Annotated in this window: 12 protein-coding genes; 5 read left to right on the forward strand and 7 right to left on the reverse strand. The window is 66.8% G+C overall.

Annotation, left to right across the window (positions count from 1 at the left end; all coding sequences use genetic code 11):
- Both WEE69_08715 and WEE69_08720 read right to left on the reverse strand, forming a co-directional pair.
- On the reverse strand, nucleotides 1–1,112 hold a 1,112-nt coding region (locus WEE69_08715), incomplete at its 3' end, for a thiolase family protein (protein MEX1145371.1).
- A complete protein-coding gene (locus WEE69_08720) occupies nucleotides 1,109–3,433 on the reverse strand; it encodes a CoA transferase (GenBank protein MEX1145372.1) in 2,325 nt (774 codons plus the stop codon). The genes WEE69_08720 and WEE69_08715, both read right to left, overlap by 4 nt.
- An 88-nt stretch (nucleotides 3,434–3,521) precedes the next feature.
- On the opposite strand from WEE69_08720, the gene WEE69_08725 reads away from it, so the two are divergent.
- Nucleotides 3,522–4,544 carry a Gfo/Idh/MocA family oxidoreductase gene (locus tag WEE69_08725; protein MEX1145373.1) on the forward strand — a complete coding sequence of 341 codons (1,023 nt, stop codon included), beginning with the start codon at nucleotides 3,522–3,524 and terminating at the stop codon, nucleotides 4,542–4,544.
- Nucleotides 4,541–5,248, forward strand: a complete 708-nt coding sequence (locus WEE69_08730; protein ID MEX1145374.1) for an NUDIX domain-containing protein — start codon at nucleotides 4,541–4,543, stop codon at nucleotides 5,246–5,248. The genes WEE69_08725 and WEE69_08730 overlap by 4 nt, the downstream gene beginning before the upstream one ends.
- Before the next feature lie 27 nt (nucleotides 5,249–5,275).
- Here WEE69_08730 and WEE69_08735 read toward each other — a convergent pair whose 3' ends face one another.
- The 4 genes from WEE69_08735 to WEE69_08750 form a co-directional block, all read right to left on the reverse strand.
- Entirely contained in the window at nucleotides 5,276–5,836 is a 561-nt protein-coding gene (locus tag WEE69_08735; GenBank protein ID MEX1145375.1) for a dihydrofolate reductase family protein, read from the reverse strand.
- A gap of 21 nt (nucleotides 5,837–5,857) precedes the next feature.
- Nucleotides 5,858–6,694, reverse strand: a complete 837-nt coding sequence (locus WEE69_08740) for an SDR family NAD(P)-dependent oxidoreductase (GenBank protein ID MEX1145376.1) — start codon at nucleotides 6,692–6,694, stop codon at nucleotides 5,858–5,860.
- A 10-nt stretch (nucleotides 6,695–6,704) separates the two neighbouring features.
- Complete coding sequence (locus tag WEE69_08745; GenBank protein ID MEX1145377.1) at nucleotides 6,705–7,895, reverse strand: LLM class flavin-dependent oxidoreductase; 1,191 nt, start codon at nucleotides 7,893–7,895, stop codon at nucleotides 6,705–6,707.
- Between the two features lie 70 nt (nucleotides 7,896–7,965).
- Nucleotides 7,966–8,424 (reverse strand): nuclear transport factor 2 family protein, encoded by a 459-nt coding sequence (locus WEE69_08750; protein MEX1145378.1) that lies wholly within the window; start codon nucleotides 8,422–8,424, stop codon nucleotides 7,966–7,968.
- A 51-nt stretch (nucleotides 8,425–8,475) separates the two neighbouring features.
- On the opposite strand from WEE69_08750, the gene WEE69_08755 reads away from it, so the two are divergent.
- Genes WEE69_08755 through WEE69_08765 form a run of 3 tightly spaced genes read left to right on the forward strand, consistent with a single transcriptional unit; the run spans nucleotide 8,476 to nucleotide 11,442 of the window.
- Nucleotides 8,476–10,017, forward strand: a complete 1,542-nt coding sequence (locus tag WEE69_08755) for an MDR family MFS transporter (GenBank protein ID MEX1145379.1) — start codon at nucleotides 8,476–8,478, stop codon at nucleotides 10,015–10,017.
- Nucleotides 10,018–10,031: 14 nt separating this feature from the next.
- The gene (locus WEE69_08760; protein MEX1145380.1) at nucleotides 10,032–10,958 is read left to right on the forward strand and encodes an LLM class F420-dependent oxidoreductase; all 927 of its coding nucleotides are present in this window, start codon (nucleotides 10,032–10,034) and stop codon (nucleotides 10,956–10,958) included.
- A gap of 22 nt (nucleotides 10,959–10,980) precedes the next feature.
- Nucleotides 10,981–11,442 (forward strand): cupin domain-containing protein, encoded by a 462-nt coding sequence (locus WEE69_08765; GenBank protein ID MEX1145381.1) that lies wholly within the window; start codon nucleotides 10,981–10,983, stop codon nucleotides 11,440–11,442.
- Here the strand turns inward: WEE69_08765 and WEE69_08770 are convergent.
- Nucleotides 11,439–11,798 (reverse strand): hypothetical protein, encoded by a 360-nt coding sequence (locus tag WEE69_08770; protein MEX1145382.1) that lies wholly within the window; start codon nucleotides 11,796–11,798, stop codon nucleotides 11,439–11,441. The two genes, WEE69_08765 and WEE69_08770, sit on opposite strands and share 4 nt — an antisense overlap.
- Between the last annotated feature and the right edge of the window lie 17 nt (nucleotides 11,799–11,815).

Below are 11,815 nucleotides of genomic sequence, written 5' to 3' on the forward strand. Positions count from 1 at the left end.
CGGAGCTGGCGCACGACCTCGACGACGTGTGCGATGCCGAGGACGTAGGCGTGCGACAGGAGTCCGCCGTGCGTGTTGGTCGGGAGCTTGCCCGAGTCGAAGTTGAGGCGGTCACCTTCTACGAACGCGCCACCCTCACCCTTGGTGCAGAAGCCAGAGTCTTCGAGCTGCATCAACGTGTGGATCGTGAACGGGTCGTAGCACGTGTAGAGATCAACGTCATCGTGGCTGATGCCGGCCATGTCGAACGCAACCGGCGCGGCGAACACCTGCGGCGTTGACGTGAACGCCGGCTGCTGGGCCCAGTGCGTGCCCGTCGACGAATTGCCGAGACCGACGCCTGCAACCTCGACGAGCGGCTTGGCCATGTCGCGCGCCCGTTCGGCCGATGTCATGAGGACCGCGCCGCCTCCGTCGGAGATCAAACAGCAGTCCTCCTTTCGGAACGGCGCCACGATCGTGGGTGACTTCGAGTACTGCTCCATCGTCAGCGGCTTGGCGTGCATGACGGCGGTCGGCGTATGGTTCGCGTTCCGTCGCTGAGCTACCGCGATCGCCCCGAGCTGCTCCTGCGTGGTGCCGAACTCGAACATGTGGCGACGGGCCACGGTCGCGAAGTACACGGGCTGGGGGAACCACCCCATTGGGATCTCGAGGTTCTGCTTGAACAGCTCCTGAGCATGTGACTCGCCGGGGCCGCCGACCATCTGGGATCGCTGCGTCGCCCACGCGACGCCGAACGTGTTGAGGACGACGCTGGCCTTGCCGTCGCGCAGCGCATGCGCGACTTCGTACGGCGCTGCGGCCGCGTGCGTCATCCCACCGCCGCCCTTCGACTCCCACATCTCGTGGCTGGTGCCGAAGTACTCATGGAAGCCGGCGACATCGAGCTGGTCGGGCATCCCGATGTACATGAGACCATCGACGTCGGTGGGCTCGAGGCCGGCGTCGGCGAGGGCTCGCTCCACGGCCTGCCGGACGATCTCTCTCGTCGTGCGTCCTGACGCCTTCGAGTGGTCCGACTCGCCGACGCCGCAGATCGCCACTTCGCCGCTGACACTCTCGTACTCGGTCGCCCAGCCCCAGTCGACGTCGGTCGCGCGCGTGCTCATGCTCCGACCGGTCGGTCGCCGATCAGCTGGTCGGCACGCAGCTGATCGAGCTCATCATCGGTGAGGCCGAGCAGCTCGCGCAACACTTCGTCGTTGTGCTGGCCGAGTGTGGGTGATGGCCGGTGCAGCCACGCGTCGTCGTGGCGCTTGAATCGGAACGGGACGGTCGGGATGTTGTGTGGGCCCGTGACGGCGTGGTCCTCGATCTCGAAGAGACCGCGGTGGACCATCTGCGGGTTGACTGCGATGTCCCGGCCGTCGGCGACGTATCCCGCCGGCACGCCGCGTGCGGCGAGCTCTTCAGCGAGTTCGCGAGCATCGCGGTCCTTGCAGAAGCGGGCGATCTCTTCGTCGATGTGATCGTGCGCACCGCGACGACCGTCTGCGGTCGCAAGCGCGGGATCGTCGGCCCAATCGGGCGAACCCAACGCCTGACAGAGCTCGTCCCAATGCTCGTCGGTCACGACTGCGAGCGCGAGCCACTCTTCGTCACCCGCACACGCGTAGAGGTTCTGCGGCGCTCCGAGCGGCCCGCGGTTCCCGGTGCGCTCGAGCAGGTCGCCGCTCGCGCCGTGTTCCACCACTTGCTCGGCGGCAGCGTTCAGCGCGGCTTCGATCATCGTGACTTCGACGAAGCGGCCTTCCCCCCACTCCTCGCGATCACGAAGGGCGAGCATCGTGGCGAACACCGCGTGCATCGCGGCGAGCGGGTCGCACGCGCCGCGGGGGATCACAGGCGGACCGTCGGGCCACCCGGTGACCCACGCCATGCCGGTGATCGCCTCCATCGTCTGGGCGAAGCCGGTTCGGTCACGCCACGGGCCAGCGAGGCCGTACGCGGGCATGCGCACTTGGATCAGCCGCGGGTTCACGGCATGCATGTGCTCCCAATCGAGCTCGAACTGCTCCATCACTCGCGGCGTGAAGTTGTCGAGGATCACGTCGGCGTCCTCGGCCATGCGCAAGAGCAGCGCGCGCCCCTCGGGTCGGGTGAGGTCGAGCGTGACGCCGCGCTTCGAGTTGTTGGCGCCGTGGTAGAGAGGCGCCCACTCCCACCACTGGTCCTCGGTCGGCGGCTTCGTGCTCGTGTAGCGCATGAAGTCGGGTCGGGTGATGGACTCGACCTTGATCACGTCGGCGCCGAGGTTTCCCAGCATCGTCGTAGCCGCGGGGCCGGCCCACCACGCCGTGAGATCGAGCACACGGATCCCGTCGAGCGGGAGCGCGCGCTTCTCTGCGTTCGGCGCCGCCGGCTCGGACCACTCGATGGTTCCGCTGTGCTCATCAAGGCCGGGCGCGGCGTCGAACGGGCGTGTCGACAGGCCGGAGATCCGGTAGGGGACGCGCGGCTGCACGAAGCGCCCGCTCGGGTTCGGTACGAACGTGCCCTGGTCGACGAAGTGGTCGAAGCCGGTGACCACCGCTGCGTTACCGACCGGGCCGCAGGGGATGCGCAGTAGCGTCGCCAGCTCGAGCAGCTCAGCGGTGGTGTGCTGCGTCGTGTACGCGCGGATCAGCTCGAGCGCCGCATCGCGGCGCTTGAACCGGCCGATCGCGCTCGCGAGGTCCTTGTCGTGGTCGAGGTCATCGCGTCCGATGAGCACGAGGAACGCGGCCCACTGGGGTGCGGAGTTGGTGGTGAAGGAGGCATATCCGTCGGCGCTCGGCTCGATCGACGGGATCTCGATTGTGCGGATGGGTCGGCGCATGTCGGGCCAACCACCGAACTCCGCAAACACCGACGTGAAGGTGTTCATGGTCACGCTCATGCAGTCGAGCCAGGCCACGTCCACGTGCTCCCCAGTTCCGCTCTGGGCAGCCGTTCGGGCGGCGGCAACCGCGCCGACCGCGGCATAGGTGCCAGAGACCCATTCGCCAATGCGGCCGCCGGCCGCGATCGGAGGCTGCTCCGGGAGGCCGCGTGAGCTGGTCGAGCCGCACCAGCCCTGGAGCGTGAACTCGGTCGCGGCCCACCCTGACCACGGCCCGTCCTGGCCATACGGCGTGATCGAGGTGATCACGAGATCGGGACGCTTCGTGAAGAGCGCTTCGGTCGGGAACGCGCCGGGCTGGCCGCTCTCGATGACGATGTGCGCGCGTGCGCAGAGATCGAGCACGTCGGAATCGTCCGGCGCGCCGACGATCGACCGCTTCGACGTGTTGAGGAACTCGAAGAGCGCGCCCGACCTCCAGGTGCGAAGTGGGTCACCCTCGCGCGGTTCGACCTTGACCACGTCGGCGCCGGCGTCGGCGAGCATTTTCGTGCAATACCCGCCAGAGATGCCGGTAGAGCAGTCGACGACCCGCACGCCAGTGAGCATCGGTCCGGAGCCTAAATGCTGGCCGCGCTCGCTCGTCGCCCGGGCGACGGTCCTGCGGACTCGCTCGGCTGCTCCTAGATTGACTCTCATGACAGGACCTCTGCGGATCGGGACGTTGGGAGCCGCCAAGATCACGCCGATGGCGTTGCTCAAGCCCGCCGCCACCGTCCCTGAAGCCGAGATCGTTGCGATCGCCGCCCGTGACCGAAGCCGGGCCGAGAAGATGGCGAACAAGCACGGCATCCCGACCGTGCACGACACGTACGACGAGGTCATCGCGGACCCGAACGTCCAGGCGATCTACAACCCGCTACCCAACGGTCTGCATGGCAAGTGGACGATCGCTGCGCTCGAGGCGGGCAAGCACGTGCTCTGCGAGAAGCCGTTCACTGCCAACGCCGAGGAAGCCGAGCAGGTTGCCGCCGTCGCCACCCGAACGGGTCTCGTCGTGATGGAGGCGTTCCACTACCGCTACCACCCGCTCGTCGACCGATTGCTCGAGATCATCAAGAGTGGCGAGCTCGGTGAGATCCACCGCATCGAGACCCGAATGTGCTTTCCGCTCCCGCCATTCGGTCCTACCGGCAAGGACATCCGTTGGCAGCTCGACCTCGCGGGCGGTGCCTTGATGGACGCCGGTTGCTACACCGTGCACCAGCTGCGCACGTTGGCGGGCGCGGAGCCCGAAGTGGTCTCGGCCGAGATGAAATGCCCCAAGCCCGAGGTCGATGGCTCGACGAACGCTGAGCTGCGCTTCTCCGACGGGCGCACCGGACGCATCGAGACCTCGATGTGGTCGAAGCGACTCTTGAGTCTGCGCGGCAAGGTCACCGGGTCGCATGGCGAGATGAACATCGTGAACATGACCGGCCCGCAGTACTTCCACAAGGTGGTGGTGCGCACCACTGATCCGCGCTCGGGGGTGAAGGCGCGCCGCAAGGAGAAGGTGAAGGGCGAGGCCACGTACTGGTACCAGCTCAAGGCGTTCGTGGCCGCGGTGCAAGAGGGTGCTTCCTACCCGACAACGCCAGCGGACTCGATCGCCAACATGCGGGTGATCGATGCGATCTACCGAGCCGCAGGGCTCCACGTGCGCGAGCCCAGCGCGTGAGCGACGGCACACACTTCGAGCGTTGGTTCCGCGAGGGAACCCGAGAAGAGGGCGACCCGATCCCTGCGGCCACCGTCGTCCTGGTCCGCGAAGCCGACGGCGAGCTCGAGACGCTGATGCTGAAGAAGAACTCGAAGCTCGCGTTCGGAGGCATGTGGGTGTTCCCTGGCGGCCGCATCGACGATGCCGACTGGGCAGACACCGAGAACGTTGAAGCCGCCGCGCGCCGAGCTGCAGTGCGGGAGGCGACGGAAGAGGCCGCACTCGTCGTCGACGAGGACTCGTTGGCGTTCATCTCGCATTGGACACCGCCAGGGTTGGCGCCGAAGCGCTTCGCGACGTGGTTCTTCGTCGCTCCGGCGCCGGAAGGTGCAGTCACCATCGACATGGGGGAGATCCATGACGAAGCATGGATGCGTCCGAGCGACGCCCTCGTTCGACGCGACAAGCTCGAGATCGAGCTCGCACCACCAACCTGGGTGACCCTGCACTACCTCGCGGAGTTCGAATCGCTCGACGCGCTCATGGCTGACGCCCACGCCAGGGAGCCCGAGTACTTCGAGACTGCGATGGGCCGCAACGACGAGGGGATGGCCGCGCTCTGGCGTGGTGACGCGGGTTACGCGTCAGGCGACCTCGACGCACCCGGTGCTCGTCACCGCCTCTACATGGTCAAATCCGGCTGGCGGCTGGAGCGCAGCTGACCGAGGTCGCGGCGCCCTTCGACGCGCCTACGCCTTCGTGCCGTAGCGGAGGTGCACCACGCCGCTCGTGAAGCGACGTTCGTCGAGGAGCTCGAGCTCCACGCGGACATCGTCGGGGAGCGCACGCTTGCCGCCGCCCACGACGATGGGGTTCAGGAACAGGTGACACTCGTCGACCAGCCCGGCCGCGAACGCCTGGGCGGCGAGGTGCGCACCGCCGACCGAGAGATCACGATCGGCTCCCGCCTTCATCTCGCGGACCGTCGCGGGGTCGAAGACGCGTTCGAGTCTCGTTTTGGCGGCGGACGCCGCGGCGAGGGTCGTCGAGTACACGACCTTGTCTGCTGCCTGCCAGAGCTGTGCATAGTCCAGCGCCACGGGTGATTGGTCGGGGAGCGTGTGCGCGGTCTCCCAGTACGCCATCACCTCGTACAGGCGGCGTCCGCAGAGATACGTGCCGATTGGTCGTTCGAGGTCGTTGATGAACGCGTGTACCTCCGCGTCCGGCTCCGCCCAGTCGAACTTGTTGTCCTTGTCGGCGATGTACCCGTCGAGCGATGTGATTGCGGTGTAGATGAGCTTGGCTATGGGGGTACCTCCTGCTAGGTCTTACCCAGCGAACGGTCCACCATTCAGGGCCCGGACCTCCCGACCGAGGTTAGTGAGGAACGGGCGGGAGTAGAGGATGCGCCCGGTCGTGACCGCTGGGTCGCAGGTTGCGAGCGCCAGCACCGCTTCCACGAACAACTCGAGCGGCTCGACGATGTTCGGATTGGCGTCCATCACATCGCCGACGAGCATGTCGGCACCTGGCGTGCGGACCGCGGCGACCGGCGCGAGCGAGTTCACCGCGATGTTGTCGCCGTAGACCTCCGCGGCCAAGCCGGTCGTGAACCGTTCGAGCGCAGCCTTGGACGACCCATACGTACCGGTCGTGAAACCCACCTTGAAGCCGGGATCGAAGGGCGGACCCTTCGGGTGCTTCGATGTTGCGCTCGAGATGTTGACGATCCATCCCTGTTTGCGCCGGATCATCTCGGGAAGAACGGCCTGCGCGAGGTCCATCGGCGCATGCACGTTGATCTCATACGTGAGGCGACGCCGCTTCAACGGGATCTCCGCATTCGGCATGTACATGGCGGCGGCCGCGTTGTTCACGAGCACGTCGATTGGTCCGAGTGCCGCTTCCACCTCGGGCACGATCCGAGCGCGGTCGTCACCGTCCGAGATGTCTGCCGCCACGGCGACGCCAGGTACCCCGGCGGCTCGGATCAGTTCGAGGGTTTCATCCAGCGAACCGGCGAGGTGCGCGTCGGGGCTGCTGTTCAGAGTCCGCGCCGTGATCGCGACCGCTGAGCCTTCGGCTGCGAGCCGCTGTGCGACGCCAGCACCGATCCCGCGGCTGGCCCCGGTGACGAGCGCGACCCGACCGTCGAGCTCGCCCATCGGTCGCTGACTAGGTGACCGGGAGCTTGTCGATGGCCTTGCTGAGCTCGGTCTTCGTGCGCGGGCCGCGCTTGGCGACGAACTCCTCACGCTGACGCGTCGTGGAGTGCTTCGGGTCCTTGTCGAAGACCGGGATGATGTGCTTGCCGAAGGTCTCCGTGGCCTCGATGCACGTCTCGATCGGCATCGTGGTTGACAGCATCCCGAAGACGAGCTGGTCGGCGCCGCAGTCGGCGTAGCGCTTCACGGCTTTCTCGACTTCTTCGGGTGTCCCGATGCACACGTTGCCCGCGGCGATGTCGGCGTCGAGCTCGGCCGGCGTCGGTTCGGGGATGAGGTCCGGCCAGGCGGGAAGGCCCGGCGGGGAGGGGAACGTGTCGAGGTAGTGGAACACCAGGCTGTTCTGGTAGCGCGACGTCATGTTGACCGAGACGTCGCGAGCCTTCTGTCCGTCCTCGAGGCAGAGCATCTGACTCGTCACCATGATGTTGTTGTTGACGTACTCGCCGACGGGCTCGGCCTTCTCGATGGTGTTCTTGTAGACCTCGATCAACGGTGCGAGCTGCTCAGGTGTGCCCATCGTGAAGCACAACACACCGATGCCCATGCGCGCGGCCATCTCGAACGTGCCTGGGTTGCCGGCCGCGACCCACATCGGCGGGTGCGGATCACTGAACGGCTTGGGCAGCACGTTGCGGGGCGGCATCTTGAAGAACTTGCCGTCGAACTTGTACGAGTTCTCGCGCCACATCTTCTTGAACTCGGGGATGACCTCGGCGACCATCTCCTTGGTCAGCTCCGGGTCGTCGATGCCGAAGCCGCGTTGCTCGGTCGACGACGAACCGCGGCCCATGCCGAACTCGAAGCGGCCCTCGCCCAGCTTGTCGAGCATGGCCACGCGCTCGGCGATGCGGGCCGGGTGGTTCACCGGCGGCGTGACGTTGATGATGCCACTCCCGATGTGCATGCGCTCGGTCTTGGCGAGCGCGTACGACATGAACACCTCATTGGCCGAGAGGTGCGAGTACTCGGTGAGGAAGTGGTGCTCGGTGACCCACGAGTACTTGAAGCCGGCCTTGTCGGCGGCGACCGTCCAGTCGATCTCGTTCCAGAGGCGCTGCGTCTCGACCGACCACTGGTCGTCGACGCCCTCGTACGCCTGTCGCGGCGTGTAGAGGCTGTTGAAGATCCCGAACTCCATGGAGCGCTCCTACCTCGGCCCGACGAACCGGGGGAATCGTAGCGACGGTCCCCCAAAAGTGCAACACGTTCTAGTTTTTCTTCCCGGCCTTCTTCTTGATGTCCAGCCAGCCCTTCACCATCTCGCCAAACTCGTTGGGGTTGTACATGTCCTCCTCGTAGGAGAACTGCCCGTCGCCTGCGTACCTCAGGAGCGTCCAGTTGTACTCCCGGTGGTCGCTGCCGTCGCCGGGGTCGTCCATGACGTTCGCCACTTGGCACATGATCCAGCCGCGCTCCTCGTCAACCATGTACCAGTCGATGGGGAAGTCGCGCATCTCCGCGAACAGAGGCTCGGTCATCGTCGCCTGGATCCAGTCGTAGATCGCCTGGCGACCTTGCATCCGCCCGTAGTGGTGCTCGTAGTACTCGGCGTCCTCGGTGAAGCACTCCGACCACTCGCGCCAGTCGCCGCTCTTGGCCGAGCGGTCGGCGGTGTCCTGGAAGTGCTGGAACGCCTTCTCGATCTCGTCACGCGTGAACTTGGCCACGGGCCCCCCTCACTGCCTGATCATTAGAACAGGTTCTACGATCCGCATCGTATGCCCGAGCGGAGCTCGCCGCAGGTGGTGATCGTGTTCGTCGGCCTGATGCTGGGCAACGCGCTGGCCGCCCTCGACACGACGATGGTGGCCACGGCCACCCCGACGATCGTGGGCGACCTGCACGGCCTCCGCGACCTCTCGTGGATCACGACCGCGTACCTGCTCGGGGGCATGGCGAGCATGCCGCTCTACGGGAAGCTCGGCGACCTCTACGGGCGCAAACGCATCTTCGCCGTCGCGATGGTGCTGTTCCTGCTCGGCTCCGCACTGTGCGGCTCGGCGCAGTCCATGACGGGGCTCATCCTGTTCCGCGCGTTGCAGGGTATCGGCGCGGGCGGGCTCGTCTCGCTCCCGATGGCGATGCTCGCGGACCTCGTGCCTGCGCGGCAGCTCGGACGGTGGATCGGCTACTCAGGGTTCGTGTTCGCGTTCGCCAGCGTCGCGGGCCCGCTCTTCGGTGGCGTATTCACTGAGCACGCGTCCTGGCGGTGGGCGTTCCTCGTGAACCTTCCCCTTGGTGCGATCTCGCTGACGATCGTGCTGCGACGGCTCGTCCTCCCCGCGCGACGCAACGTTCATCGCATCGACTGGGCCGGTGCTGGACTGTCAGTCGGTGTGGTGACGTGCATCGTCCTGCTGACGAGCTGGGGCGGCTCCCGCGAGCCGTGGGGCTCCGCACTCATCGTCGCCCTCGCGGTTGCAGTCATCACGCTCGTCGCCGCCTTGATCGTTCGCGAGCGGCGCGCCGTCGAACCCATCTTGCCGCCGCGCGTGTTCCGCTTGTCAGTGGCACGGGTGGCACTCCTCTCCAACGTCGCTGCCGGCCTCATCTTCTTTGCCGCGCTGTACTTCGTGTCCGCGTTCTTGCAGTTCGTGCGGGGCGTGAGCCCCTCGGACGCGGGTCTCTACCTGATCCCGCTGATGTTCGGATCCGTGATCGGGACGATGATCGTCGGGCGGCTCATCCAGCGGTCCGGCCGGTACCGCGTGTACCCGATCATCGGTGGCGTGGTCGCAACCGGGGGTGTGCTGCTCCTGCTGCGCCTCGACGCGAGCGCAGCGGCGTGGGAAGCCTTGGCAGCAGGCGCCGTCCTCGGCTTCGGCATGGGCCTCTCGATGCAGGTCCTCATCCTCGCCATCCAGAACGCCGTCGAGCTGCGCGACATCGGCGTCGCCACGTCGATGTCGATGTTCGGAAGGCAGTTCGGCGGTGCGGTCGGGCTCGCGCTCCTCGGCAGCATCTTCAACGACCGCCTCGCGGTGTGGCTCCACCGCCTCGTGCCGGCCCGCTTCGGGCTCACGGTGGCTGAGCTGCGCGGGCGCCCCGAGACGCTTCGAGGACTCCCGCCTGGCGTGAAGCACGATGTCGCCGTGGCGTTCTCACGTTCCTTGCACACGGTGTTCCTGGCCTGCGTTCCCGTCGCGGTGATCGGCATCGTGCTCGCGTTGCTCATGCGTGAGAACCCGCTGCGCGAGCACAGCTCGGCCGACCCGGGCGACGACCTGGCCATCGCACTCGAGGGTGTGGCGCTGGAATGAAGCAAGGCGGCTGAATGCGCGTCTCGGTGCAGCTTCCCGTGCATCGCGTCGAACACTTCGACGAGTTCGCGGGCGCGGCTGCGATCGCCGAGCTGTCGATCGCGGCGGAGAGCGCGGGGTTCGACGCCGTCTTCGTCACCGAGCACCCGTTCCCAGAGGATCGCTGGCTGGCGACTGGCGGTCATCATGCGCCGGACCCGTTCGTGTGCCTCGCGCTCGCGTCCGCGGCCACGACACGCGTCCGACTCCAGACCAACCTCTGCATCCTGGCGTATCGCAACCCGTTCCTCATCGCGAACACGGTGGCGTCCCTCGACGCCTTGTCCGGGGGTCGGGTCATCCTCGGGATCGGCGCGGGTTACATGGAAGGCGAGTTCTCCGCCCTCGGCGTGCCGTACGACGAACGCAACGACCTCACCGACGAGGCGATCACCGCGATGCGCGCCGCGTGGACGGGGCAGAGCGTCGTGATGGAGGGGAGCCACTTCCGCGCGGCCGGCAACACGATGTTGCCGGCGCCGGCTCAGTCCGGCGGGCCGCCAATCTGGGTCGGCGGCAACTCGCGTCGAGCGATGCGCCGCGCGGTCGAGCTCGCGGATGGCTGGGTGCCCATGCCAAGCCCGGCGAAGGCCAGCGCTCGTCTGCGAACCCCGGGCATCGAGAGCGTCACCGACCTGCAGGCCCGCATCGACGAGGCGAAGGCCCACGCTGCGTCCGTCGGCCGCACGAACCCACTCGAGGTCGCGTTCATGCCGATGGGGCTGGACATGTTCACGAACGCCAAGGTGCAGCCGAATGCGGTGATCGACAACATTCAAGAGCTGTCCCGAGCCGGCGTCACCTACGCGTGCATCACGGTTCCGGGAGACACTCGCGCCGAGTTGCGCGCCGGGATCGACGTCTTCGCGAGCGACATCCTCCCCGCGGTGGCCGACGCCTGACCGCTCTGGCAGCATGCGCCGCATGGTGCGAAGAGTGGTGACCGGGATCGACGATCAGGGTCGGTCGACGTTCCTGTCCGACGGCGACGCGTTCGGCGGCGATCGCTGGGCGGAGGTGTGGGTCACCGATCCGGTGAAGGGGCTCGGCGCCGTCGTCGACCCACAGGACGGGATGATGGTGCTGGAGCCACCTGCTGGCGGCACCGCGTGGCGCGTGTTCGAGGTGCCGCCCGACACACAGATGCGCGAGGCGATGAAGAACGCGGTCGGGCAGATCGACGGGATGGAGGCCGACGGCTTCCACACCACCGAGACGATCGACTACGTGATGGTGCTCGAAGGCGAGATCAGTCTCGAGCTCGACACCGGTGAGGTCACGCTGCATCCCGGCGACTGCGTGGTGCAGCGCAACACCCGTCACGCGTGGCGTAACCGCAACGACCACCCCGTGAAGATGGTCGCCGTGATGGTCAGCCTGCGCTAGGCCTGCACCTCGGGGGAGATCTCCTCGAAGACCATCGTCATGACCATCGGGTCGAGTTGGAGGAGATCGGGATTCACCGTGATCTTCCCGTCGGCGAAGGCCTGCATCTGGGCGTCGGCAAACGCCTGCCAGTCGTCGACCTCGACTTCGTAAAGCGCGAGGTAGCGGCGCCCGGCGGCATCATCGCCCGGCATGATCTGCACGGGTGCCAGCTTGAAGCGCCGACACGACTTCACGCCGGGGAGCGCGAGCACTTCCTTGGCGTGGACGTCGTCGTACCACTGGTTGAAGTCATCGTGAACGTCGTCGTTCGCCGCGTTCGCCAGTGCGAGGAACACTCCCTTGGGCATTGTCATCTCCAAGTTCAAGGGTT

It is taken from the genome of Acidimicrobiia bacterium, assembly GCA_040881685.1.
GTDB lineage: Bacteria > Actinomycetota > Acidimicrobiia > IMCC26256 > PALSA-555 > SHVJ01.